At 48.4% G+C, this 24,883-nt stretch carries 21 protein-coding genes and 4 tRNA genes; 7 read left to right on the forward strand and 18 right to left on the reverse strand.

Features of this window, described 5'->3' with window-relative positions:
- Positions 1-5 precede the first annotated feature (5 nt).
- The 3 genes from EOPP23_RS17505 (at position 6) to EOPP23_RS17515 (ending at position 2,431) form a co-directional block, all read left to right on the forward strand.
- The gene (locus tag EOPP23_RS17505; protein WP_153767301.1) at positions 6-809 is read left to right on the forward strand and encodes a hypothetical protein; all 804 of its coding nucleotides are present in this window, start codon (positions 6-8) and stop codon (positions 807-809) included.
- Positions 806-1,864: a 3-oxoacyl-ACP synthase III family protein gene (locus tag EOPP23_RS17510; protein ID WP_153767302.1), complete on the forward strand. Its 1,059-nt coding sequence runs from the start codon at positions 806-808 to the stop codon at positions 1,862-1,864. The genes EOPP23_RS17505 and EOPP23_RS17510 overlap by 4 nt, the downstream gene beginning before the upstream one ends.
- A gap of 132 nt (positions 1,865-1,996) precedes the next feature.
- Positions 1,997-2,431 (forward strand): hypothetical protein, encoded by a 435-nt coding sequence (locus EOPP23_RS17515; protein ID WP_153767303.1) that lies wholly within the window; start codon positions 1,997-1,999, stop codon positions 2,429-2,431.
- Positions 2,432-2,503: 72 nt separating this feature from the next.
- Here the strand turns inward: EOPP23_RS17515 and EOPP23_RS17520 are convergent, their stop codons facing one another.
- The 13 genes from EOPP23_RS17520 to EOPP23_RS17580 all read right to left on the reverse strand — a co-directional run bounded on the left by EOPP23_RS17520 (position 2,504) and on the right by EOPP23_RS17580 (position 13,595).
- Positions 2,504-3,145 carry a hypothetical protein gene (locus tag EOPP23_RS17520; RefSeq protein WP_153767304.1) on the reverse strand — a complete coding sequence of 214 codons (642 nt, stop codon included), beginning with the start codon at positions 3,143-3,145 and terminating at the stop codon, positions 2,504-2,506.
- Positions 3,146-3,337: 192 nt separating this feature from the next.
- A complete protein-coding gene (nirC, locus tag EOPP23_RS17525; protein ID WP_153767305.1) occupies positions 3,338-4,153 on the reverse strand; it encodes a nitrite transporter NirC in 816 nt (271 codons plus the stop codon).
- 118 nt (positions 4,154-4,271) lie between these two features.
- Complete coding sequence (gene nirD / locus EOPP23_RS17530; protein ID WP_153767306.1) at positions 4,272-4,592, reverse strand: nitrite reductase small subunit NirD; 321 nt, start codon at positions 4,590-4,592, stop codon at positions 4,272-4,274.
- A gap of 10 nt (positions 4,593-4,602) precedes the next feature.
- A complete protein-coding gene (gene nirB, locus EOPP23_RS17535; protein ID WP_153767307.1) occupies positions 4,603-7,140 on the reverse strand; it encodes a nitrite reductase large subunit NirB in 2,538 nt (845 codons plus the stop codon).
- A 266-nt stretch (positions 7,141-7,406) separates the two neighbouring features.
- Positions 7,407-7,964 carry a SecY-interacting protein gene (gene syd, locus EOPP23_RS17540; RefSeq protein ID WP_153767308.1) on the reverse strand — a complete coding sequence of 186 codons (558 nt, stop codon included), beginning with the start codon at positions 7,962-7,964 and terminating at the stop codon, positions 7,407-7,409.
- A gap of 131 nt (positions 7,965-8,095) precedes the next feature.
- Positions 8,096-8,824, reverse strand: a complete 729-nt coding sequence (locus EOPP23_RS17545) for a hypothetical protein (RefSeq protein ID WP_153767309.1) — start codon at positions 8,822-8,824, stop codon at positions 8,096-8,098.
- Between the two features lie 195 nt (positions 8,825-9,019).
- A complete protein-coding gene (gene clpX, locus EOPP23_RS17550; protein WP_153767310.1) occupies positions 9,020-10,309 on the reverse strand; it encodes an ATP-dependent Clp protease ATP-binding subunit ClpX in 1,290 nt (429 codons plus the stop codon).
- Between the two features lie 242 nt (positions 10,310-10,551).
- Positions 10,552-11,190, reverse strand: coding sequence for an ATP-dependent Clp endopeptidase proteolytic subunit ClpP (clpP, locus tag EOPP23_RS17555; protein ID WP_153767311.1), 639 nt, complete (start codon positions 11,188-11,190; stop codon positions 10,552-10,554).
- A gap of 151 nt (positions 11,191-11,341) precedes the next feature.
- Positions 11,342-12,700 (reverse strand): trigger factor, encoded by a 1,359-nt coding sequence (gene tig / locus EOPP23_RS17560; protein ID WP_153767312.1) that lies wholly within the window; start codon positions 12,698-12,700, stop codon positions 11,342-11,344.
- A gap of 354 nt (positions 12,701-13,054) precedes the next feature.
- Positions 13,055-13,139: transfer RNA gene (locus EOPP23_RS17565), tRNA-Leu, on the reverse strand.
- An 88-nt stretch (positions 13,140-13,227) separates the two neighbouring features.
- Positions 13,228-13,303: transfer RNA gene (locus tag EOPP23_RS17570), tRNA-His, on the reverse strand.
- A gap of 40 nt (positions 13,304-13,343) precedes the next feature.
- Positions 13,344-13,420 (reverse strand) — tRNA-Arg (locus tag EOPP23_RS17575).
- 98 nt (positions 13,421-13,518) lie between these two features.
- Positions 13,519-13,595 (reverse strand) — tRNA-Pro (locus EOPP23_RS17580).
- A 319-nt stretch (positions 13,596-13,914) separates the two neighbouring features.
- Between EOPP23_RS17580 and folD the strand changes: the two genes are divergently transcribed.
- A complete protein-coding gene (gene folD / locus EOPP23_RS17585; RefSeq protein WP_153767313.1) occupies positions 13,915-14,766 on the forward strand; it encodes a bifunctional methylenetetrahydrofolate dehydrogenase/methenyltetrahydrofolate cyclohydrolase FolD in 852 nt (283 codons plus the stop codon).
- 82 nt (positions 14,767-14,848) lie between these two features.
- On the opposite strand, the gene EOPP23_RS17590 is transcribed toward folD, so the two are convergent.
- From EOPP23_RS17590 to EOPP23_RS17610, 5 genes are all read right to left on the reverse strand, one after another.
- Positions 14,849-15,856, reverse strand: a complete 1,008-nt coding sequence (locus tag EOPP23_RS17590; RefSeq protein WP_153767314.1) for a hypothetical protein — start codon at positions 15,854-15,856, stop codon at positions 14,849-14,851.
- A 365-nt stretch (positions 15,857-16,221) separates the two neighbouring features.
- Positions 16,222-17,586, reverse strand: coding sequence for a DEAD/DEAH box helicase (locus tag EOPP23_RS17595; protein WP_153767315.1), 1,365 nt, complete (start codon positions 17,584-17,586; stop codon positions 16,222-16,224).
- A gap of 282 nt (positions 17,587-17,868) precedes the next feature.
- Positions 17,869-19,251 carry a cysteine--tRNA ligase gene (gene cysS / locus EOPP23_RS17600; RefSeq protein WP_370514806.1) on the reverse strand — a complete coding sequence of 461 codons (1,383 nt, stop codon included), beginning with the start codon at positions 19,249-19,251 and terminating at the stop codon, positions 17,869-17,871.
- 144 nt (positions 19,252-19,395) lie between these two features.
- Entirely contained in the window at positions 19,396-21,093 is a 1,698-nt protein-coding gene (locus EOPP23_RS17605; protein WP_153767317.1) for a glutamine--tRNA ligase/YqeY domain fusion protein, read from the reverse strand.
- Positions 21,094-21,238: 145 nt separating this feature from the next.
- Positions 21,239-21,955, reverse strand: coding sequence for a hypothetical protein (locus EOPP23_RS17610; RefSeq protein WP_153767318.1), 717 nt, complete (start codon positions 21,953-21,955; stop codon positions 21,239-21,241).
- Between the two features lie 160 nt (positions 21,956-22,115).
- Here EOPP23_RS17610 and EOPP23_RS17615 point away from each other — a divergent pair, with 160 nt between their 5' ends.
- The 3 genes from EOPP23_RS17615 to EOPP23_RS17625 all read left to right on the forward strand — a co-directional run bounded on the left by EOPP23_RS17615 (position 22,116) and on the right by EOPP23_RS17625 (position 24,729).
- Complete coding sequence (locus tag EOPP23_RS17615; RefSeq protein WP_153767319.1) at positions 22,116-22,607, forward strand: peptidylprolyl isomerase; 492 nt, start codon at positions 22,116-22,118, stop codon at positions 22,605-22,607.
- A 4-nt stretch (positions 22,608-22,611) separates the two neighbouring features.
- Positions 22,612-23,343, forward strand: coding sequence for a UDP-2,3-diacylglucosamine diphosphatase (locus tag EOPP23_RS17620; RefSeq protein ID WP_153767320.1), 732 nt, complete (start codon positions 22,612-22,614; stop codon positions 23,341-23,343).
- A 69-nt stretch (positions 23,344-23,412) separates the two neighbouring features.
- Positions 23,413-24,729 (forward strand): GntP family permease, encoded by a 1,317-nt coding sequence (locus tag EOPP23_RS17625; protein WP_153767321.1) that lies wholly within the window; start codon positions 23,413-23,415, stop codon positions 24,727-24,729.
- Positions 24,730-24,883 lie beyond the last annotated feature (154 nt).

The following is a 24,883-nucleotide window of genomic DNA, read 5'->3' on the forward strand; positions in this document are numbered from 1 at the left end:
ATTCCATGGCGGATAACAGCCAGCAGGGTGGAGCAGTAAGATCCTCACACAAACATAAAAAACCGATACACTGCTTTGACTTACCTGACAGTGCCTTTATTCCCCATCAGAATCATCTGCTGCAGAATCTGCTGAACCGAAACTTTCCTGATATCTCAACACTCAGTGAACAACAGCAAATAGCGCTGGCACGGCTGGTGCCTATGTTGCTCTGCGGTGAGCAGTCTGCGATGTTTGTTTTTCACCGTGAAGCAGCCAGACTGGCTAATAAGGGTGAAGAAGAGTGTTATAAGGCTTTGATGCAGATTGAAGCTGATGAGTTTGTCCATGAACAGGTGCTACAAAAGCTTCAATCACTGCTTCCACAGCCTGACGATGTTGATCGTATTCGTAAACGCTCACGCCTTTTTTATGCACGGATTGATCGTCAGTCCACCAGCCTGGCCAGTCATTTCTGGCAAATCAGCCAGCTGGATGCCTCTGTCTGCCTGATTCTTTCGGCACTGAACAAGGCTATCCATCAGCACCCGATCAGTGAAATCTTCAGTGCCATCATGCGGGATGAGGCCAGACACGTGGCTATTGCCAGACAGCACGCTCAGTTTCTGGCCAGTGACCAGATTCAATGCACAGCGCCATCCATTCACAATCAGCTGGTTGAGTTATTGAAAACTGAAACCGCCAGCCTGCATGCTCTGGATATTGATGCCAACGCTTTGTTTCAACGCATTACAAAACTGTCTATTACAAAGCCATTTATTACACAACTATCCACTACCAAGACGTACGACAGGGAAATCAGCCCATGACCGCTCATATTGCCAAAGGCCGCCTTAAACTGCTGGGAACAGGTTCCAGCTTTCCCGGTGAAGCCGTCGATAATGACACCTTGTTGAACCACCTTGAACAAAGCTGCGGTGCTCGTCTGACCAGAAAGGCAGGCATTATTCTCAAACACCTCGGTATAGAAGAACGCTTTCTTACCCGAAGACTGGACCGAGCTTTATCGAAACCCGTGGTAGATGCACCGGACCTTTCAGTGACAGCCATCAAACAGGCGCTGGGAGAATTTCAGCCCGATGATCTTGGCTATTTAATTTCACACACCTCTTCACCCCATACTTTGTTGCCTTCCAGTGCCGCATGGATAGCCGAACGAATGCCGTTGACTGCCCCTTATATGGAGCTTCGCCAGGCCTGCACCGGTTTTGCCAATGCTCTGCAGATTGCACAGGCAATGATGGACAGTAATCCGAAAGGCAAGCCAATCATTCTCAACGGCACCGAAACCGGCTCGGTGTACTTTGATATCAATCCGGAATTTATCGATACCCACCAGCTGGTGAATTATGTCCAGATGGGCGACGGTTCCGGCGCGGCGCTGGTCGGACCTGATGACGGTTCCGAAAGAAGCATCATCAGCCACTGTTTCAGCGGTCATATCGGTATCAATAAAGCACCGGGGTTTTATCTGCAGGGCGGTGGGTCACAACAGGCATGGTGTGAAAAAGGCCTGCCCGCCTTTATTCATGACCCAAAGGCCGTCAGGGAGAGTGGCCCGGAGCTGTTTCTGAAGGGACTGGAAACCGTTCAGGAAATGGGGTTTGAACTCGATGACTTTGACTATTTCATTCCCCATCAGGCCAACGGCCATATCGACCAGCTGCTGGGACAGGCCCTTGATATCGATCCGGCGAAAATAGTGAATGACGCCAAATGGCTGGGCAATCTGGGCTCTGCAGCTATCTGGGTCAGTTTTGATCGATTGGTGCGTTCCGGTAAGCTCAAGCAAGGCAGTAAGGTGTTGATACTGGGTGCTGAAGCTACCAAATACATGTATGGCGGGTTTATATACAGCCATTAATCGTGGCTGCCCCCCTTAAAACACTTTGACAAAGCACTCTGTTATTGCTGCTTACAGCACTGTTAGTGATTCTTCCTCTTTGAAAGTGAATGATAGTCAGGCACACAAAAAGGAAACCAAAAGGGGGTTACTATGTCGACACCAATTGCAGCGTCACAACCAACGTGGTTCCAGAATAAGCTGGAAGCATTTAAGACAAGTACGATCGGTAAATTTTTAGGCAAAACTATCTCGGCACTGAATTTTGCCAGAAACTCTATCGCTCGCACCTGTGGAAACTTCATTCAAAAGCAGGTTCTGAATCGTCCATGCATGAGATGGGCTGACAGCAAGAACTATGTGAGGAAGGAAAAACTCCTGAAAGCTAATGATGAAATCGGCGGGCTGAAAGATGACAATAATGTTCTCAAAGTTCAAGTCAAAGGGTTAGAAGATGTTAACTCTATGCTGGTTCACCAAAGAGACGGAGCTCTTAAACAGGTCAAGTTCCTGAGACTAGGCGCTGAACAGATACAAGGGACGTTAGCTTACATGCTAAAGAACACTGTACCTGTAGCAATCAGCTAAGCACGCGTACGGCTGATAAAGCCCTCTCATTCAGAGGGCTTTTTTTATTTGGAAAAATATAAGGCATAGAAATCAGAGTGGTTTACACCTCTGTTTCAGAAAACAGATTATAGGAATAGCGATTAATGCAGCTACAGCAATGACACCACATACCGTCATCAAAAAAGGGGCTTCCCAACTGTATGGCCACTCATCTCGGGAGTTAGTATATCCGTTATTTGAATCGACAGACTTTCTCTTAATGCAGATATTTAATACTGGATTACCTCTCAAACTGTTCAATATATAGCAGGCTGAAGCTTCTGAAACTGACCAGTTGCTATCAACACTGCCTGCTTCGAGCAATGACTGACTCTCAAGAAGGCTCTTGATCCTTTGATTATCCGTACGGTTAAAATCCGGATCCCTGTTAAGCCCGGCATCATCGATATAAACAAGGCAGCTTTCAGGTGTAACCGATTTGTCGATAATGCCCAGGTGTTGATTGCTGTTGAAACAAAGCTCAACATTTATGACATTACCGTTTCTGTATTGCTGGGCTTTATTTGCATCCGGCAGGTTTTGAAGAACCTGATTCAACTGTTCAGAGAGAATCAATAGCTGCTCCTGAGTCGTTTCCGAACTATCGCCCGATTCTGCAAGTAATAAGCCAGAAAAAATCAGGCTACAGAACATTAACAGACAGGCACCCAAGGCTCTCACCGGACTGAACATAGACAGCATCTACCTGCACAGGGATTAGATATTAATTAATAGCCTCTGGAAAATGACCTGCCATATCGAATTAGCTTTATATCAGAAATTGATTTTTGTACGAGCGGGAGAGGAAGTGTTGGTTATGAGGCTTGTGAAAGGAAACTCACCGTACAACAAAGCGCTGTACGGTGAGAAATAGATCAGAAGTAATTAAGCCTGAGCCAGCTTCATTTCTTCAGCCTGCTCTGTTACAACAGGACGCTGCACTGCTGGCGTGGAGTACCAGTAGCCCAGTCCCATCAGAACAACACCACTGAATGTGTTACCCAGAGACACCCATAGCAGGTTGTTACCAATGCCGGCCATGGTCAGTTCATTGCTGTGCTGACCGAACCAGCTCAAAGCAAATACAGTCATGTTAGCGATGGAGTGTTCGTAACCGGAAGCGATAAACGCCAGCAGACACCACCAGATGGCAATAAACTTGGCAGAACCTTCGGTCTTCTGAGCCATCCAGATGGCCAGACACACCAGCCAGTTACACAACACCGCTTTCCAGAACAGAATCATTGGCGCACCACTGGCTTTAGCCAGAGCTACCTTGTGCAGGAGACTGGAATCAAAGCCCAGCAGTTTTCCACCACCGGCCAGTGCAAAGAAACCGGCGACCGCGATGGAACCGATCAGGTTACCCAGCCAGGTCTGTGGCAGCACCTTCAACATATCGCCCGTGGTAATTGCACGACTCTTCACGCCAAAGGTAAGAAACATCGTATGTCCGGTGAACAACTCGGCACCGGCAATAATCACCAGCGTCAAGGCAATACCGAAAGTAGCGCCCATAACCAGACCTTTAACCGGGCTACCCATCAGGGCATTACCGAGAGTAAAGATCAGAATAATACCCAGACCTACATAAGCGCCAGCCATGGCAGAGCTGATCCAGAAAGCACCTTTATCCTTGTCAGCAAGGTCAACGATACGACGAGCGGTGTTAGAACATTTAGTGATGGTGTCGGCAAACATCAGAGTCATCCATTAATGGGCATTCAGCCCATGCCGTTAGTATGAAATTATTAATTGTTGTCAAACTGATGGGTAAGCCGTTCACAAGGCGACTCACCCATTTTTCTGCCAGAACGAATCAGGCCAGTTGAATCTTTTGGTCGTGCACTCTGACTTTGTAAGTTTTCAGAGCAGCATTTTCATCATCCATGCACTCACCGGAAGCCAGCAGATAACGCTGTTTTAACAATGGTGAAGCGACATAAAAAGCGCCGTTCTTTTCTCCGGTAATGCCTCGTGACATCACGCTGGCATCAGCAAACGGGTCAATGTTGGAAACAGCGTACACAGTCTCGTCAGCCAGAGGTCTGAACAGAGCAACATGCTCACCTTTATGCAGAGCACACACGCCGGTGCCCGGAAAGATATCAGTCAGATCACAGATCGTTGTCCACTTCATGATGCTCTCCTCAGGCTTCTACAGGTGTCATGGCAATGCGTTCTACGGAAGTCGCAGGACGGTGCTGATCACGAGCAGCAACAAACTGGACATTTTCATCCTGCTGGTCACTGTTGATAAAGTGATTGAAGCGCTTGAGCTGAGCTTCGCGATCCAGCGTGGTTTTCCACTCACACTGATAGCTGTCAACCAGGCTCTGCATCTCTTTATCCATGCTCTTACACAGACCAAGGCTGTCGTTCATCACCACTTCGCGAACATAGTCCACGCCGCCTTCGAGACTCTCCATCCAGACAGAGGTTCGCTGCAGTTTGTCAGCCGTGCGAATGTAGAACATCAGGAAACGATCAATGGTACGAACCAGAGCTTCCTTATCGAGGTCGCTGGCCAGCAGATCGCCGTGACGAGGACGCATGCCGCCGTTACCGGAAACATATAAGTTCCAGCCTTTATCGGTAGCGATAATGCCAATGTCCTTACCCTGTGCTTCAGCACATTCGCGGGTACAGCCAGAGACACCAAACTTCATCTTGTGTGGCGTCCGGAAACCTTTGTAACGATGTTCCAGCTCTACACCCAGACCGACACTGTCAGCGACACCGTAGCGGCACCAGGTGGAACCGACACAGGTCTTGGCCATACGCAAGGCTTTTGCGTAAGCCTGACCGGTTTCAAAGCCGGCTTCGATCAGCTGACGCCAGATCTCGGGAAGGTCGCTCTTGTGCGCACCAAACAGACCAATACGCTGTGCGCCGGTGACTTTGGTGTAGAGACTGTAATCTCTGGCAACTTTTGCAACAGCCATCAGGCCTTCAGGTGTTACTTCACCGCCCGGCATTCTTGGAATAACGGAGTAAGTGCCGTCTTTCTGCATATTACCGAGGAAAACATCATTGGTGTCGTGCAGTTTGGCATGGGACTCTTCGAGGATGTATTCATTCCAGCAGCTGGAAAGAATAGAACCAACCACAGGCTTGCAGACTTCACAGCCATGACCGGAACCGTGCTTGGCCAGCAGCTCGTCAAAGGTACGAATCTTTTCCACCTGAATAATGTGGAACAGTTCCTGACGGCTGTATTCGAAGTGGTCACAGAGGTTGTTCTTGACTTCAACACCCAGTGCCAGCAGTTCGGCATTCAACACCTGCCCTACCAGCTGGACACAACCGCCACAACCTGTGCCGGCTCCGGTTTCAGCCTTGATAGCCGCCATATCGGTATGGCCGGCCTGCACGGCTTCAGCAATCTGTTGTTTACTGATGTCAAAGCAGGAGCAGATGGTTGCCGTATCCGGCAGAGCGTCAACACCAACACCGACTGAACTGTCGCCACCGGTATTCGGCAGGATCAGGCCTTCCGGACTTTCCGGCAGATCAATGTTGTTGAGCTTCAGTTGCAACAGGTTATCAAAATCACTGGTATCACCGACCAGCACAGCACCGAGCAGTCGTTTACCGTCTTCAGAAACCACCAGTTTCTTATAAACCTGTTCCGGCTCATTCTGGTAAACGTAGGACTGTGCGCCTTTTGTACGACCATGGGCATCACCGATACCACCGACATCGACACCGAGCAGTTTCAGCTTGGCACTCATATCAGAACCGGTGAACTCGGCACTGTCGCCAGTGACAATACGTTCAGCCGTAATTTTGGCCATCTTGTAGCCCGGAGCGACCAAACCAAACACCTGGTTATTCCAGAGCGCACACTCACCAATGGCAAAGACATCCGGGTTGGAAGTCAGACACTGGTCGTTGATCACGATACCGCCACGTTCACCGATCTCCAGGCCACTCAGACGAGCCAGACGATCTCTCGGACGAATACCGGTAGAGAAGACGATGAAGTCCACTTCCAGCGTTTCATCATTATCAAACACCAGACGTTTGCGGGCCTGCTCACCGTCAGTGATTTCCAGCGTGTTTTTGCCGCTGTGAACCTTAACACCGAGACTTTCAATCTTACGGGTCAGCATATTGCCGCCCTGCTGATCCAGCTGTTCTGCCATCAGCATTGGTGCACGTTCAATAACGTGGGTTTCAACACCCAGTGCTTTTAGTGCACCAGCTGCTTCCAGACCCAGTAGACCACCACCGATTACGACACCGCTTTTGCTGTTACGGGCGCATTTTTCAATAGCGTCAAGATCATCAATAGTCCGATAAACAAAGGTGTCAGTGCCTTCGTAACCTTTAATAGGAGGGACAAACGAAAAAGAACCGGTAGCAAAAACCAGCTTGTCGTAGGCAACCATACGACCGGTTTTGGAGGAAACAATCTTTTCTTCAGGATTGATAATGCTGGCGGCTTCGCCTAGCAGTAATTGAATATTGTTCTTTTCGTAGAAACCCGGCTTTACCAGAGACAGCTCTTCAACCGTATGATGGGAGAAGTAGGAGCTTAGATGAACCCGGTCATAGGCGACTTTGGATTCCTCACAGAAGACTGTGATTTCATATTGGTCAGAGCCAGCCTTTGCGACCAGCTCTTCCAGAAAACGGTGCCCCACCATACCGTTTCCGATGACAACTATGCGTTGCTTTTGCATACAGCAGTTATCCGAATAATTTGGTTATTTGCTGTGGAGCTTATTATTTATTCGGTCAGGTCAATATTGATACATGTTTTATATTTACGAGTAAAAGCGCAACATAAATGCATGTATCAATACTTAATCACCAGCGCTCTATACAATTTTACCTATAAAGAAGAATGAAAATGCGTAATGCGGTTGACTTATATCACGGCATTTCCACCTATCACTCAAGGAGACAAGGCAAGACAACAAAGTTAATAGTTTAACATTTTTCAATGTTATACGACTGGTTCAATAGACTGCAAAAAAACGACCAGACTGTCTGCAATTTTCCGATGTGGTTTCTTACCGACTTTCTCTGCCCAGACCTCACCGGTCTCATTGATAATGACCAGGTTGACATCGTCATTATCAGTTACAGCGAAGAAGACGGTTTCGGGCTGTTTCAGCTTTCGCTTCATCCAGATATGACCCAGAATATTTTCCTGCAATCGCTCAAAATCTTCAGGACTCCAGGCGAACAGCAATTCCAATTGACCATCACTGGTTTGAGCAGGAAGATTAGCTGAGAAAAAACTGGTGTAATATGATTGGATATCAGGATGAATGTTAACGCTCAGGGCTGACTCGATATTACTGAAGTCCAAGGCTTTTAGAGACTCTACAGGCTTCCAGCTGACAAACTCACTATCTGACACTTCTTTCTGTTCACAGGGTGAAGGCCAGTCTGAATCATGTTCCACAGAAGGCAAACTGCCATGCTTCATTTGCCATGCTGATACAAATTCATGATTGAAATGCTCCAGCGCCTGTCTGACTGTTTGTGGCTCATTCATAAGCGACAACTACTCATTAATCAAATAGTTGTCATCTCAGCATTTATCGACTGAACCTGCAAGGCAGCAGGTTACTGAATAAAACAAATACCTGCAGATTAGCCTGATTTAAAACGTGATACGACAAGTTTTTAATGTGACCTGGCCGACCTGAACATAAGAGCCGCTATACAGGCAAATGGCAGACAGCCAGAACATCCACTACCAGCCCCGTCTTTATCAGAGCCGTCCCTGCCGTATCTTTCTTCATGTTCAGTGTCAATTTCTAACTGTTCAGATCCATTTGATTGGATATTAAACGTTATGCTAAATAACTGTATGCCATTAGAAGACATATTGATATTAACCTGAACAAACTGGACACTATTTTCGAATGAAGAGTCTTCACTACGGCTTAATGTTAATGTTACTGCTACTTGAGCGTGCCCCTCTGCTTGTAGTTGGCCTGAACCTGTTAACGTAAGGACTCCATCTGTAATATTTACAGCTAATGGAGCAACCAGTGAATTGCCTATAGTGACACTTTCCGTCACATCCGGCAGTTGCAGCAACAATACCGCAGCAGCAATTTCTTCAGCCGTAAATACGGTCTCTAAAAGATCAACGTTTCCCAACAGATGAGCTATCCGACTCAAGCCCGAAGCGCCTGAAGACAAGCAATTTGTTTTAGTGCCTGCTTCCGTATAACTGAATCGCAGTTGACCAAACTTCTGCCGAAATGAGGCCTGATATAGCGGTACATAGGCACTACCTAACACAGAAAATCCATACCCTTTGAGATTCTTAAGGTCTTTTTGGGTGATGGCCTGCAAATTTCCCGAAAGCAGTATCAGGGATAGTATTAAAAACCAGCGTTTCATTCAGAACTCCTGAATTATAACTGGCTCCATTTATAGGCCACTTCCGCATAAAACACTTGTTCCAATAGACGAACTGCATTTCATATTTACTTTTTATCTGAGACAAAGGTATCGGACAGCGACAAAAAATTCTCATAAAAAAACCCGATCACAATTGGATCGGGTTTTTCATAAAGCGCTTTCACAAAAGTCTTATCAACCGTCGTCAGAAGCCGCTTTCTGCGTTTCTGTGTTTTCGTAGATCATCAGAGGTTCTGATTTACCTTCGATTACAGACGCATCGATAACCACCTTGGAGACGGTCTTCTCGGAAGGAATGTCGTACATGCTGTCCAGCAGTACACCTTCGAGAATGGAGCGCAGACCACGGGCACCGGTTTTACGTTCCATAGCTTTCTTGGCCACAGCACGCAGAGCCTCATCGCGGAAATCAACTTCCACTTCTTCCATCTCAAACAGCTTGCTGTACTGTTTGGTCAGGGCGTTCTTTGGCTCGGTCAGAATCTGCACCAGAGCTTCTTCGTCCAGCTCTTCCAGAGTCGCGATCACAGGCAGACGACCAATGAATTCCGGAATCAGACCGAATTTCACCAGATCTTCCGGCTCAACCACTTTAAGGGTTTCACCCAGATCTTTCTTGTCGTCGCTGCTCTTCACTACCGCAGAGAAACCAATACCGGACTTGTCGGTACGATCGTGAATCACCTTATCAAGACCGGCAAACGCACCACCACAGATAAACAGAATGTTGGAGGTGTCTACCTGCAGGAATTCCTGCTGCGGATGCTTACGGCCACCCTGAGGAGGAACAGAAGCAACAGTACCTTCAATCAGTTTCAGCAGTGCCTGCTGAACACCTTCACCGGAAACATCGCGGGTGATGGATGGATTGTCGGACTTTCTGGAAATCTTGTCGATCTCATCGATGTAGACAATACCCATCTGGGCCTTTTCTACGTCGTAGTCGCATTTCTGCAACAGTTTCTGAATGATGTTTTCTACGTCTTCACCCACATAACCGGCTTCGGTCAGTGTTGTGGCGTCAGCAATAGTGAAAGGTACATTCAGCAGTCTGGCCAGTGTTTCAGCCAGCAATGTCTTACCGCTACCGGTTGGACCCAACAACATGATGTTGCTCTTGCCCAGCTCGACTTCGTCTTTTTTCTTGTCACCGAAACGAAGACGCTTGTAGTGGTTGTAAACAGCCACCGACAACACTTTTTTAGCGCGCGGTTGACCGATTACGTATTCGTCGAGAATATCCTTTATTTCCCGTGGCGTCGGCAACTTGTCGGAGGAAGTCTCGGTTTCGCTGTCCTGAATTTCTTCACGGATGATGTCGTTGCAAAGATCAACGCACTCATCACAGATGAAAACGGAAGGGCCGGCGATGAGCTTGCGAACCTCATGCTGACTCTTGCCGCAGAAAGAGCAATACAGCAGCTTGCCGTTTTCTTCACCCTTGCCGCTTGTTTCGTCGGTCATTCGATTACCCTGTTGTAGGAACAACACCTGTCATAAAAAACAAGATGCAGGCATTGGGGCGTATTTTCAAGTGGTTAGCTGGAGATTTTTACGAAAAACAGGCAAATCTACCGAATCAGATTCGCCTGTTAAAGCACCCGAACTTTCGAAATACTGTGTTTTTGTCCGCCTGCAGCGGGTTAAAAACAATGGCATATTCGATGATGCAACCCAGATACCTGTTTTCGGAATAGCCTGACAGGTTACTTGTCAGTCGGTACGCGACTGCTCAGTACCTTGTCGATCAGACCATACTCCATAGCCTGTTCCGCACTCATGAAATTATCACGGTCGGTGTCTTTCTCAACAATCTCCATTGGCTGACCCGTATGGTGCGCCAGAATATTGTTCAGACGTTCCTTAATGGTCAGGATTTCCTGGGCATGAATGGCGATATCAGACGCCTGTCCCTGGAAACCACCAAGAGGCTGGTGAATCATTACCCGTGAGTGTGGCAGTGCGTAACGTTTACCGTTAGCGCCAGCAGCCAGCAGCAAAGAACCCATGCTGCACGCCTGGCCAATACACATAGTGGAAACGTCAGGCTTGATAAACTGCATGGTGTCGTAAATCGACATACCTGCGGTTACTGAACCACCTGGAGAATTGATATAAAGATGAATGTCTTTATCCGGATTCTCGGACTCGAGGAACAGCAGCTGGGCTACGACCAGATTGGCCATATGGTCTTCAACCTGACCTACCAGGAAGATTACCCGTTCCTTGAGCAGACGAGAGTAAATGTCGTAAGAACGCTCGCCGCGGGCGGACTGCTCAACAACAATAGGCACCAGGCCGGAATTGGTGATGGCTACGGATTGCGTTTCAATCAGTCTGGACATGTCCTGTCTAAACTCCTTGCCAAGTCGAAGAGGAACGACCCGCATAAAGCGGGTCGCATAACGTGTCGCAGTTTTAGCGGCATTCAGGGCTTTTTAAACGGCCGTGCCGACCAAAACCTTAGACGACGCTGTTGCCTCAGGTCTGCTCTGCTTACTCAGCAGCGGCTTCTTCAGCAGCCGCTTCTTCAGCTGGAGCAGCTGGCTTGATAGCGTCCTGATAGCTGCACTCGGTTTCAGAAACCTTGGCCGCGTCAAGAATAGTATCCACTACCTGCTCTTCCAGAACAACATACTTGATCTGGGACAGCTGTTCGTCGTTGCTGTAGTACCAGTCAATAACCTGTTGTGGTTCCTGGTAAGCGGAAGCCATTTCTTCAACCATCGCACGTACACGATCGTCGTCAACTTTCACTTCTTTCTGCTTAACGATCTCGCCAACCAGCAGACCCAGAGCTACACGCTTTTCAGCATCTTTCTGGAACAGTTCAGCTGGCAGCTGCTTAGGATCGAAACCACCCTGAGCACCACCGAACTGCTGAACAGCCTGCTCACGCATGCGATCGATTTCCTGAGCAACCAGCGGAGAAGGTACAGCAAATTCATGGCCGGTCAGAATGCCGTCCATTACCTGGTTCTTAACCTTGGTTTTAACAGCCTGACGCAGCTCACGTTCCATGTTCTTGCGAACTTCAACGCGGAACGCGTCTTCACCACCTTCAGTGACACCGAAGCGCTCGAAGAATTCGTCGTTCAGTTCAGCCAGAGACGCTGCCTGTACTTTATGTACCTTGCAGGCAAACTCAACCGCCTGACCTTTCAGCTCTTCAGCTTGATAGTCTTCCGGGAAAGTCAGTTCCAGAGTCTTTTCTTCGCCAGCGGAAACGCCAACCAGACCGTCTTCGAAGCCTGGAATCATACGACCGGAACCCAGTTCCAGAGTAGAGTTCTCAGCCTTGCCGCCTTCAAACTCTTCGCCAGCCTTCTCTCCTGAAGCAAAGGAACCAACGTAATCGAATACGATCTGGTCACCGTTTTCAGCAGCGCGCTCAACGTCTTCGAACGTCTTGCTCTGCTGACGCAGAGTGTCGATCATTTCGTTGATGTCTTCGTCTTTAACTTCAGCAACCGGACGCTCAACTTCTACGCCAGAGAAATCGTTCAGTTCGATTTCCGGGTAGATTTCGATGATAGCGATGAATTCGAAATCCTTGCCATCTTCGTCGGTCTTAGGCTCAACGCGTGGAGCACCCGCCGGGTTCAGTTTTTCCTGGGTTACAGCTTCAATGAAAGCCTGCTGCATTTGCTCGCCCAGAACTTCCTGGCGTGCACCAGCACCGTAGCGGCGCTTAACCACTTTCATAGGTACTTTACCTGGGCGGAAACCGTCCAGACGTACGTTACGAGACATGTTCTGCAGACGCTTGGCGATCTCGCCTTCGATCTGGTCAGCAGGGATAGAAATTGTCAGGCGACGTTCCAGACTGGAAGTCGTTTCAACAGAAACTTGCATTTGCGTTCCTCAATAAAACCGAGTAGCTGAACGTATTGAATAAAAGCGCATAGATTAGCAAATGTACCTATGGGATGCACTTTAATCAGTGGCACTGGAAGACGCCCCTCTCACGCACTTTATTACTACCGCCTTAATTGAACGCTTCAAGCAGTAGCAATGCTGCAACGGACTAGTGACTCTTTCAGACCGACACTTTCAGCCAGGTTACTTTGTCAGGGAATTCAAAACTGCACCGGTGAAAGGTTACCAAGGTACCTCTGCTTTCTCCGGACAATTTTTTTCCAACACTTTTTTCACATACTTTTTTCACATACAAAAACGGGGATAAGCAAGCTTATCCCCGTTCAGTTCTGGTGCGGATGGAGAGACTCGAACTCTCACGTCTTGCGACACTGGTACCTAAAACCAGCGTGTCTACCAATTCCACCACATCCGCTTACAGCACTTTACTGATGCTGCTCTAACACTTTGCGATTCGATTTTTTCAAATCAAATCTTTTCCAGACCTTAGTCTGTTTTTAAACTGGGGTGGACGATGGGGTTCGAACCCACGACCACCGGAATCACAATCCGGGGCTCTACCAACTGAGCTACGCCCACCAGCAAATTTTTAAATCATCACAAGCCATCAAAAAGCTTATGGCACGCCCGGCAGGATTCGAACCTGCGACCCACGGCTTAGAAGGCCGTTGCTCTATCCAACTGAGCTACGAGCGCATAACTCTATAAGAACCAAACTCTCAGCGAGAACTCAGCTATCTTACCGAGCTAAAACAATGCTTAACGATTTCAACCTGAAAAGCAATGCCTAAAAGTGGTCGGGGTAGAGAGATTCGAACTCCCGACATCCTGCTCCCAAAGCAGGCGCGCTACCAGACTGCGCTATACCCCGTTACTTGCGTACTGCCCTGTCGAGCAGCGCGGCGAATATTACCCAGAACCTTAGCGACCGTCAACAGTCGTTTTAATTCAGCACCTTAGCGGTATGAATTAATGCTATTTAACTAGCAAGGTTCGGATGAAATCACCGGCGGCGTTTCAGAACGGAGCTAAATCTAACACACACGTTCCACTCTGACTACACCCTGATCAATCCAATACGATCAATCCAATAAAAAGTTTTGCAGGAAATTAACGATGCAGCGTCATATTCAGGACATTTCACTGGTAGAATACAGGGCTTGTCATACCAACAGGCATCCACCACGAACATGACCGCAAGCATCATCGACGGCAAAGCGATCGCCGCAGAATTAAAAGACACTATTGCTGAACGCGTTAAGGAAAGAGTGCAGCAGGGATTAAGAGTGCCCGGCCTGGCCGTCATTCTGATTGGTGATGATCCCGCCTCACAGGTTTACGTAGGTAATAAAAGAAGAGACTGTGAGCGTGTTGGCTTTCATTCAGTTTCCCACGACCTGCCTGCCGCCACCAGCGAACAGGATCTGCTGGAACTGATTGACCAGCTTAACGACGATCCGGCCATCGACGGCATCCTGGTTCAGCTGCCCCTGCCCGACCACATTAATACTGATCTGGTGATTGAACGTATTCGCCCGGATAAGGATGTGGACGGTTTCCACCCTTACAACATTGGCCGTCTGGTTCAGCGAGTTCCGGTTCTTCGTCCCTGCACACCAAAGGGTGTCATGACATTACTGGAAAGCACCGGCCAGCCAGTTCGTGGCAAAAATGCCGTTATTGTTGGCGCTTCAAATATTGTCGGCCGCCCGATGACCATGGAACTCCTGCTTGCCGGCTGCACTACAACGACCTGCCACCGCTTTACCCATGATCTGGACAAGGTTGTGTCTCAGGCCGAAATTCTGGTGGTTGCTGTCGGCAAGCCTGGCATTGTTAAGGGCGACTGGGTGAAAGAAGGCGCCATCGTTATTGATGTTGGCATCAACCGTATGGACGATGGTCGTCTGTGTGGTGATATCGAGTTTGATAAAGCCACTGAAAAAGCCGGCTGGATCACTCCTGTTCCAGGTGGTGTTGGGCCGATGACAGTAGCAACCCTGCTTGAGAATACGCTTTACGCGGCTGAGCACCTGCATTAATCATAACGAAACGGGCAGTGTGCTTTTTTTACATACTGCCTCACCTTTCCATCATGCCGACCTGATAAATACTCATTCCATCTCACTGCATCAAAGTCTGTAACTGCTTATTCTCAGACCTTCTGCATTGCAATATTTCATTTCTGAACAAAATGCCATCAAGCATGGCAAGCGCACATAAATTGGCACCCGTATTGCCATAGACTGGTAAAAATCCACCCGCCGCTCTGATTTCTCTAACCACTCCCCCTATCAGGAGATGCTCCACAGAGGTCAATGGTAAAAGTCGACTCGTTATCAATCGATTGAAGAACTGCTCGACAAAATAAACTCTGCCTCCGCCCACCCTTTCCAGCAATTTTATATATTTTTCATATCCCTGATTGGCCATGTAACGCCTGATAGCTGACAACACTTTAGTCAGTTCTGCATCTGAAATACTATGATCAGAAATCAGCTCACCTAACTCAATATCGATATTGAACAATCGATCATCACTCGATCGTATTTCATTAATATTGATCGCCAGCGCCGTACCAAGATTCCCTTCCACATCCAGACAGTACAAACCATTACTTGCTAATACTATATCCAAACCAGAGCGCATACACGCTGCTGCGTTTCTCAGCACCAGAGGCAGCCCCTCCTCTCCATCCGGGCAGGTTGCAGAAAGGCTATGATCGAGGTAATGCGGACTGATGTTTTTACAATTTTTACGTAGCGAGTCCAGTTCAGAGCTATCCCTTTTCATCCATCCAGCTCTTTGAGGGTAATTCGCCCCATTCACTAACTCTGATAGCAACGGCCAGTACGACTCTTCCGCAGGCTTCAGTAATAAACCGGAATGAATGACTGTTGTTGATATTTTCCTGGATTCCGGAGAGTCTTCCCCATCAGCGAAAACAATATCAAAACCCTTTTGAACCCAGTAACATGCCCGATTCAAAACGACGGGCAGATTCCCTATGCTTTGATCACCTAACGGGATCTGTGCAAAATCATTCGATAGTCTCAGAACATCATTATCGACATCATAGCTGGCAAGGCTGCTGATACATTCTATCACCCTTTCAGTCAATCCATCGGTCAATCCTTCAGCCGACTCCCGATTTCCAAAGCATTTGCTTTCCAGAGCCTGCTGATAAGAACCCGATGGCAACTCAAATACAGAGTCCAGACAGCCAGCCCATACCTGTGGCTGCCAGAGAGCCGCTGAAAAAGCGAAAACCATGCAAGCAATTCTTTTTATAGAAGCCTTCATAGGCAGTACTGATTTTAACCAGAGAAATATCCTGAGCACAGGCTAGACAGTAATCCACTCTGTAACAAGGACGGTTCAAACAGGAAATTAGGCAAATACAGGTAGAATACCAAACATTCTCCAGATGGCTTTTCCATTTACAGGCAGGAAATAAGCGACCTTCTAAAACAAGATCGCCTATAGAACGAATAATATCAGGAAGTTTTATTGCCCTGTGCAGGCTTTCTTCTCGGTTTACTGCTCGCCGGTTTTCTGGACGCAGGCGAACGCTCTACTCCTTTCTCACCAGAGCCTTTATAGGTCGGCTTATTGCTTCTGCGAGGACTTCTGGCAGGACGCTCGCCACCCTCTCTACGCTCCTGCGGTTTTCTAGGCTTCTTCGGTTTTTTGGCTTTTGGCTTTCTCAACACAGTGTCTTCAACACCGTGAATAGCCTCATAACCCTCAATAGGCTCGCGATCGATTTGCTTCTGAATCAGGTTTTCAATATCTTTCAGCTGCTTAGCTTCATCGGCTGACACCAGAGATACAGCCTGACCGGTAGCGCCTGCACGGCCAGTACGACCAATACGGTGAACGTAATCTTCCGGCACATTCGGCAGATCAAAGTTAACCACCTGCGGCAGCTGATCAATATCAAGACCACGGGCAGCAATATCCGTCGCAATCAGCGCCTGAATCTCACCACTCTTGAACTCGGCCAGAGCCCGGGTTCTGGCACCCTGACTTTTATTGCCATGAATAGCAGCGGCTTTAATACCAGCACTTTCCAGCATCTTGGTAATACGATTGGCGCCATGTTTGGTACGACTGAACACCAACACCTGATGCCACTTGTTGTCTTTGATCAGTTTGATCAAGACTTTGGTTTTGCTGGATTTATCAACAATGTGCAGCCACTGCCTAACGGCTTTTACCGTTGAGTTAGGTGGCGTTACAGACACTTCCACCGGATCGTGAACAATGGTTTTGGCCAGCGCACGAATATCATCGGAGAAGGTAGCGGAAAACATCAGATTCTGACGATTGGTTGGAATCAACTTCAAAATTCGGCGGATATCGTGGATAAAGCCCATATCCAGCATACGATCCGCTTCATCCAGCACCAGCACTTCCAGCTGACGGAAACGAACAGCATTCTGTTGATACAGATCCAGCAGACGACCCGGTGTTGCCACCAGAATGTCAGTACCGCGACGCAGCTTCTGCATCTGCGGATTAATTTTTACACCACCGAACACCACATTGGAGCGCAGTGGCAAATGACGGCCGTAGGTTTCAACACTCTCCTGCACCTGTGCAGCCAGCTCGCGGGTTGGCGTCAACACCAACGCCCTCACTTCATTGGTACCTACTTTCGGGCCAGTGCTCAACCTTTCCAGCAACGGCAGGGTAAAACCTGCTGTTTTACCGGTACCGGTCTGGGCTGCAGCCATAACATCTTTACCAGACAGCACAGCAGGAATAGCCTGCTGCTGAATAGGTGAAGGCGTGGTGTACCCTTTTTGCTCGACCGCTTTGAGAATGGCTTCAGAAAGGCCGAGATCAGAAAAACTCATAGTGTTCACTCATTTAGTGCTCTCTCATAGAGAGATCAAGCTACGTCGTTCACACCTGGAGAAACGCCGACAACTTATTACAGTATCTATTCACTGCAACTATTCACTGTAACTATCTGATTGTATTTAGAAATATCAGGTGAAATCAGAAAAGACAGAAGGTATGCCCATTGAAAATAGCGAGACCATTGGCTGCTCACATTTCCAAATACTTTGGGCATGGGAAGGTTTAAATAATAGAAGAGTTCTGCAGGCTTTCGCCTGCAGAATCAGAGGGATTACTCAGCGCTCAATGCGCCAGGTAGTCCCTTCACGGGAATCCTGAAGAATAATACCCTGCGCCGCCAATTCATCACGAATACGGTCAGACTCGGCAAAGTCTTTCGCCTTCTTGGCGTCTTTACGTTTCTGAATCATCTCTTCGATCCAGGTGTCGTCAACATCAGAGCCACTCTTCAGAAACTCTTCTGGGCTGCGCTGGAGAATACCCAGAATGCCGCCCAGTTTTACCAGCAAAGCCGCCAGAGGCAGAGCCTTCTGTTCGTCTTCGCTGCGAACCTTGTTCAGTTCACGAACCAGTTCGAACAGAGATGCCAGAGCTTCCGGCGTATTGAAGTCATCGTCCATGGCCGCCATGAACTTATCTTCAAAGGCTGTGCCTGCAGCAGTCTCAACACCGTCCAGAGACAACTCTTTCAGAGCGGTATAAAGACGTTCCAGACGCACACCGGCTTCTTTCAGGCTCTCTTCGGAATAGTTCACCGGGCTGCGGTACTGACTGGAAATCAGGAAGTAGCGAACCACTTCATCATCGTAACTGTTCAGCACTTCACGGATAGTGAAGAAGTTACCCAGGCTCTTGGACATCTTGACGTTATCAATGCGAATCGCACCGGAATGCATCCAGGTATTTACAAAGGTTGCGCCGTTAGCCGCTTCACTCTGGGCAATCTCGTTTTCATGGTGCGGAAACTTAAGGTCAGAACCACCACCGTGAATATCGAAGGTATCGCCCAGGCAGCATTTGCCCATCACCGAGCATTCAATGTGCCAGCCAGGGCGGCCTTCACCCCATGGAGACGTCCAGCTTGGTTCGCCTGGTTTGGCGCCTTTCCAGAGTACAAAGTCCAAAGGATCTTCTTTCTGTTCTTCCACTTCGATACGGGCACCGGACTCCAGCTCTTCCAGAACCTTGCCGGACAGCTTGCCGTAGCCGTCGAACTTGCGAACGCGATAGTAAACATCACCGTTACCCGGTGCGTAGGCAAAACCTTTGTCGATCAGATCGGCGATCATCTCGATCATGCCGCCAACGTGCGCAGTCGCACGAGGCTCCTGATCGGGATCGATATTACCCAGACGCTGGAAGTCTTCACGCATGGCTGCGATCATGCGATCCGTCAGCACATCAATGGTTTCACCGCTTTCAACAGCACGACGAATGATCTTGTCATCAATGTCAGTGACGTTACGAACGTAGGTCAGGTTATAACCCCTGGCACGCAGATAACGGGACACCACGTCGAACGCGGTCACGGTACGGGCGTGGCCAATATGACAGAAGTCGTACACGGTCATGCCGCATACGTACATGCGCACATGATTCTCATCCAGCGGCTTGAAGACTTCTTTCTGTCGCGTCAGCGAGTTATAAATCTTTAACACTTTCAATATCCTGTAGCCTTTTATTAAGGCCTTTTCTCTTTAGCCATTAATTTAATGAATAGAGAGATTTTCTCCAGACAGGGTTCTGAACACTTTATGAATAAGCATTCATTACCCTGCATATCGAATTTTTAATCTACTGTCTTATGCTTTCTTGGCCCAGGTATCTTTCAGGCCAATGGTCAGGTTAAAGACCGGCTTTTCAGCAGAGTGATCGTAACGATCAGCAACAAAATAACCTTCACGTTCAAACTGGAAACTGCTTTCCGGAGCAGCCTTCACCAGAGAAGGCTCAACCCATGCGGTCTGCACTTTCAGGGACTCAGGATTGATATGATCCATAAAGTCCTCATCGCCCTTGTCCGGAGCCGCATGAGTAAACAGACGGTCGTACATGCGTAGTTCCGCTTCCTGACCTTCAGAGGCGGATACCCAGTGAATCACACCACGAGGGCGCACACCTTCCGGCGGGTTCTCTCCCACTGTACCCGGAATGTAGCTGCAACGCAGTTCAACGATTTCACCACTGTCATCTTTAATGGTTTCTTCGTGTTTGATCACATAAGTGCTGCGCAGACGAATGTATTCGTCGGTCACCAGACGCTTGAACTTCTTACGAGACATAGTGTTGTCTTCGCTGAAGTCAGCACGGTCGATGTAGAGTTCACGGGTGAATGGCAGTACACGCTCGCCCAGTTCCGGCTTGTTCGGATGCGCTGGCGCCGTCATTTCCTGTACTTCACCTTCGGGCAGGTTGGTAATCACCACCTTGAGAGGGTTCAGCACGGCCATGGCACGGCCTGCGTTCTGGTTCAGGTCGTCACGAATAGCGTGTTCCAGCATGGAGACATCGGCAATACCGTCGGAACGGCTGACACCGACCATATCAGAGAACTTGCGAATGGAGTAAGGCGTGTAACCACGACGACGCATACCGGAAACGGTCGGCATCCGTGGATCATCCCAAGCTACAACCAGATTCTCATCCACCAGCTTCTTCAGCTTACGCTTGCTGGTCACTGTGTAGTTGATGTTGGTGCGGGCAAACTCATACTGACGAGGCCTGGACGGTACCGGCAGATTCTCGATAAACCATTCGTACAGCGGACGGTGATCCTGGAATTCCAGCGTACAGATGGAGTGGGTCACCCCTTCAATGGCGTCTTCCTGACCATGAGCAAAGTCATAACTTGGGTAGATGCACCACTTATCACCGGTCTGGTGATGAGGCACCTTACGAATACGGTAGAGAATCGGATCACGCATATTCATATTGGAATTCTGCAGATCGATCTTGGCGCGCAGGCTTACCTGCCCTTCTTCGTACTCACCGGCACGCATCTTTTCGAACTCGGCCAGATTTTCTTCCACAGAGCGCTTGCGGCACTCGGTCTCAACACCTGGGGTATTGAAGTCACCACGGTTCTTCGCCATGGACCCGGCGTTCTGGTGATCAACGTAGGCTTTGCCTTCCTTGATCAGATGAATCGCCCAGTTGTAGAACTGGTCAAAATAGCTGGAGGCGTAACGCACTTCACCATTCCAGTTAAAGCCCAGCCATTTCACATCTTCCTGAATGGCATCGACATAAACTTGCTCTTCCTTCTCCGGATTGGTGTCATCAAAACGAAGGTTACACTGGCCATTAAACCTTTCTGCCAGACCGAAGTTCAGACAGATAGAGGTAGCGTGACCGATATGCAGGAAACCGTTAGGCTCCGGCGGGAAACGGGTCTGGACAGACGGGACAACGCCCTCAGCCAGATCCTTTTCGATGATCTGTTCCAGAAAGTTAAGAGGTTTGCTGGATTCAGTCTGTGTAGATGTGTCTGTTGTGCTCATTGCAACCGGCATCTTGGAGAGGAAGTGATTCTGAATGCCTTTGGAAACAGGCGGCAAAATCAGAAATAGGTTCAAACGGTGAAGAGTACCACTTACTGGAAATCAGGTAAAACAGAAGCCGATGATTCAAAGAGTTACCGTACAATCATTTCATCGTCAGAGACATTATGATGGCCGTTATAGAACCAATAAGAAGTTGTCCATAGAACTTCCAGGTCAAAACCGGAAAGCTGTCATTGATTGAATTTTTCCCGTCGTCACTCACGGAATACCGGGAACAGCTGCCCTGATTATTGTAACCGATCGTCAGATTCTTCACCCCCCATGCTTTGTCATACACCTCTGTATTCCAGGCAGTGTGGCACTCAGGGAAATGTGACGAACTTTTTAAAACTATCTGAAGGTTTTGTTCATTTACGGTGATCCCTGACTGGGCAATAAGCGTCAGCATTTGATAGATGTAGTCAGGGGCAGGGATGATCAATTTATAGCCAGGCATATCAAACCCAACATAGTCAAACGCTGCCAGAATCGAACTCTCTCCTGAGGCAGTATCTCTAAGCGTCCCTGATAAGACCTGTTTTACCTTCTCAGCCGTCAAGTCACTGCAGCCATAAGCTTCTTCAGAGTAGTTGGTGCCTTCAGGCAATGAAGAAATACAGAGTGTTTCGTGTAACTCCCGATGCTCCCCTGCCACCACCAATGAGAGGTAGTAATCAAAAGCAAGCCCATGAAAAAATGACTGATATCTGATTACGGGACTCTTTGACCAAACAGATGGCGTTTTCTGCGCCTGCACATCCGCAACATAAGGCAATAACAGCAAAACACTGTAAAAAAACAATCTTGAGGGCAGTGTCATACCACTTCTTTCTTTGAGGGGGGAGATATCTGAGCTTAGAACGTAGAACTTGTCTCTAGTTCCTCATACAATAAGATCGTTTTTACACGGCCTGCAGATAGGCCTAAAATTGCTTTGGATTATCATCAGAGCAATTCATCAAGCACAGGACTGAACCCTCATGGTTGTACTGCACACCAACTTTGGCGACATCAAGCTGGAACTGGATGCTGAGAAAGCGCCGAAAACGGTTGCCAACTTTATCGAATATGTAAAAAGCGGTCATTTCGACGGCACTATTTTCCACCGCATTATCGACGGTTTCATGATTCAGGGCGGCGGTTTCGAGCCAGGTATGGTTCAGAAAAGCAGCAATGCGCCTGTTGATAATGAAGCAGACAATGGCCTGAAGAACGAAGTCGGCACTGTTGCCATGGCTCGTACTATGGATCCACATTCTGCATCCAGCCAGTTCTTCATCAACGTCTCCAACAACTCCTTCCTGAACCACAGTTCCAAAACTCCGGATGGCTGGGGCTACTGCGTATTCGGTAAGGTATCTGAAGGCATGGACGTGGTTAACAAGATGAAAGGCGCCAAGACCACTTTCCGCGCTGGCCATCAGGATGTACCGGTTGAAGATGTTGTTATTGAGTCTGTTGAGCTGGTGTGACTGAATGACGGCAGCGTTTATTTCTGACCTGCATCTGACACCTGAGCGCCCGGATATTTTCCGGGCGTTTGTGTCTTATATGGAGCATCAGGCTCTAAAGGTTAATGATCTCTATATCCTCGGTGACTTCTTTGAGTACTGGCTCGGCGATGACGCTATGGAAGCGTTTCATCACAATGTTGCCAGCCTGCTCAAGCAGTACACAGATTCCGGTAGAAACATCTATCTGATGCCAGGCAATCGTGACTTCGCTATTGGTAAACAGTTTCTGAAACAGACTGGCGCCATCTGGCTGAAAGATCCCTGCACTATTAAGCTCAATGGTGAGAAGGTTTTACTGATGCATGGCGACCTGCTCTGCACCGAAGATAAGCAGTACCTGAAGTACCGAAAGATCATTCGCAGCCCGCTGGTGATGTTTTTGCTGCGAATGACACCGTTGAGTTACCGTAAAAATCTCGGTCGTAAAATCAGAGAAAATAGCCGTAAAGCCAAGACTGGTAAATCACTTGAGATTATGGACGTAACCTCTGAATCTGTAAGTGATTTTATGATTCGCTATGGTGTTAAGACACTGGTTCATGGCCATACCCACAGGCCAAATATACATGATGTAGACCTTCCTGATGATAAAGGTCAGCGTATTGTTCTGGGTGACTGGGATAAGTTGGGCTGGGAATTAATCGAAGCTGAAGGCGGCTTGAAACTACTGTCTTTTCCGATCACAGACGCATAAAACCGAAGCAGCTCATTTGGCAAGCAAGTAATTCTCTATACTTCCCATCCTTTCTCTGTTCGAGGAACCATGATGGGAAGCACCCTGATTTTCAGTTGCAGCCTTATGGCCGGACTGCTTACAGCCATGCTGTTGTTAATCAGCCGCTGGCGCTTCCCTCCATTTATTGTTCTTTTAACCTCTGCCTGGCTTCTGGCTTTCTTATCCGGTATTGAAGTAAAAACCATCACCCCGATGATTGCTGCCGGCATGGGAAAAATGTTTGGTCATGTCGCACTGGTTATTATTACAGGAACGCTTCTAGGCAAGATTCTTGAGCAATCCGGAGGTACAGTTCCACTGGCCGATAGACTGATTGCTCTGGCAGGTAATCGCTACCCTGTTCTGCCATTGGCAATAATGGGTTATTTTGTTTCTATTCCCGTTTACTGTGATTCCGGCTTTATCCTATTAAGTAGCCTTCGGCAGTCGCTGGCTGACCGGGGCAAAGGTCATCCGATCGCCCTGAATACCGGCCTTGCAGGCGGACTTTATGCCACTTCTGCTCTTGTTCCCCCAACACCCGGCCCTGCAGCAGCCGCAGTAATTCTGGGGCTCTCCCCTGGAGTCATTATCATCCCAGGCATGCTTCTGGCACTGGTGGCAACTCTGGTAGCAGTAGGCTGGGGGTCGCTGGTTGCCGGTGGTTTGCCCGATGCGAATTCAGTGAAACCGACTTCCAGTAAACAGAAAGAGTCCACCACAAATATTTTCGATTCAAACTGCTGGGCTCTTCTTCCTATTACTCTGCCTCTACTACTGATGACTACGACTGCCAGTCAACACAACCAGGGACAATGGTTTGAAACTATTGGGCAACCCGTCAATGCACTACTCATCGGTGTTGTTGCAGCCATCCCCATGATTCGTCATTGCTCCAAGTCATTCAGTGAGTTACTGGCAGAGAGTATTAGTAGCAGTGCAGTTATTATTCTGATTATTACTGCCGGAGGCGCTCTCGCAGAAGTACTCAGTGAAACGGGGCATGTTCAGCTGCTGGCCAGTTATTTACCTGTTTATATGGGACTCTTGCTGCCTTTCACTATTGCCATGATATTCAAAGTGGCGCAAGGAGCAACAACTGTTGCCTTAATCAGTGCGGTCTCACTGGTTGAAGTCATGCTGCCAGCCCTGGGGCTTGATTCAGAAACCGGGCGAATTCTGGCACTGTTTTCCGCAGCAGCTGGCTCCCTGGTGGTTGCCCATGCGAACGACAGCTATTTCTGGGTAGTAACACAATTTGGTGGAATGGATGTAGCCACAGGCTATCGCAGTTTTACTATGGCTACCCTGTGGCAGGGGCTGACCTGTTTACTGATTGTGTTACTGGCTGGGCATTTTCTTTAGTGGCCTAACCCTGCTCTGCCTAGATGACTGTTAACCGGTAGGTCTGCTTTTTGCTGGAGAGGTATTCAGGCAAAAAAATGCCCCGGTCCGCTAGAGGACGTTCAGGGCACTTTTTTCAACACACCTTACTTCAACAGCACTTTATTTCAATTTC

Origin of the sequence: Endozoicomonas sp. OPT23 (genome assembly GCF_009653635.1) — a bacterium.
Classification (GTDB): Bacteria; Pseudomonadota; Gammaproteobacteria; order Pseudomonadales; family Endozoicomonadaceae; genus Endozoicomonas_A.

Bases quoted from the DNA above. Each gene is read 5' to 3' on its own strand.
- EOPP23_RS17505 (WP_153767301.1), top strand. From the start codon at position 6: ATGGCGGATAACAGCCAGCAGGGTGGAGCAGTAAGATCCTCACACAAA.
- EOPP23_RS17510 (WP_153767302.1), top strand. From the start codon at position 806: ATGACCGCTCATATTGCCAAAGGCCGCCTTAAACTGCTGGGAACAGGT.
- EOPP23_RS17515 (WP_153767303.1), top strand. From the start codon at position 1,997: ATGTCGACACCAATTGCAGCGTCACAACCAACGTGGTTCCAGAATAAG.
- EOPP23_RS17520 (WP_153767304.1), bottom strand. From the start codon at position 3,145: ATGTTCAGTCCGGTGAGAGCCTTGGGTGCCTGTCTGTTAATGTTCTGT.
- nirC (WP_153767305.1), bottom strand. From the start codon at position 4,153: ATGTTTGCCGACACCATCACTAAATGTTCTAACACCGCTCGTCGTATC.
- nirD (WP_153767306.1), bottom strand. From the start codon at position 4,592: ATGAAGTGGACAACGATCTGTGATCTGACTGATATCTTTCCGGGCACC.
- nirB (WP_153767307.1), bottom strand. From the start codon at position 7,140: ATGCAAAAGCAACGCATAGTTGTCATCGGAAACGGTATGGTGGGGCAC.
- syd (WP_153767308.1), bottom strand. From the start codon at position 7,964: ATGAATGAGCCACAAACAGTCAGACAGGCGCTGGAGCATTTCAATCAT.
- EOPP23_RS17545 (WP_153767309.1), bottom strand. From the start codon at position 8,824: ATGAAACGCTGGTTTTTAATACTATCCCTGATACTGCTTTCGGGAAAT.
- clpX (WP_153767310.1), bottom strand. From the start codon at position 10,309: ATGACCGACGAAACAAGCGGCAAGGGTGAAGAAAACGGCAAGCTGCTG.
- clpP (WP_153767311.1), bottom strand. From the start codon at position 11,190: ATGTCCAGACTGATTGAAACGCAATCCGTAGCCATCACCAATTCCGGC.
- tig (WP_153767312.1), bottom strand. From the start codon at position 12,700: ATGCAAGTTTCTGTTGAAACGACTTCCAGTCTGGAACGTCGCCTGACA.
- folD (WP_153767313.1), top strand. From the start codon at position 13,915: ATGACCGCAAGCATCATCGACGGCAAAGCGATCGCCGCAGAATTAAAA.
- EOPP23_RS17595 (WP_153767315.1), bottom strand. From the start codon at position 17,586: ATGAGTTTTTCTGATCTCGGCCTTTCTGAAGCCATTCTCAAAGCGGTC.
- EOPP23_RS17605 (WP_153767317.1), bottom strand. From the start codon at position 21,093: ATGAGCACAACAGACACATCTACACAGACTGAATCCAGCAAACCTCTT.
- EOPP23_RS17610 (WP_153767318.1), bottom strand. From the start codon at position 21,955: ATGACACTGCCCTCAAGATTGTTTTTTTACAGTGTTTTGCTGTTATTG.
- EOPP23_RS17615 (WP_153767319.1), top strand. From the start codon at position 22,116: ATGGTTGTACTGCACACCAACTTTGGCGACATCAAGCTGGAACTGGAT.
- EOPP23_RS17620 (WP_153767320.1), top strand. From the start codon at position 22,612: ATGACGGCAGCGTTTATTTCTGACCTGCATCTGACACCTGAGCGCCCG.
- EOPP23_RS17625 (WP_153767321.1), top strand. From the start codon at position 23,413: ATGATGGGAAGCACCCTGATTTTCAGTTGCAGCCTTATGGCCGGACTG.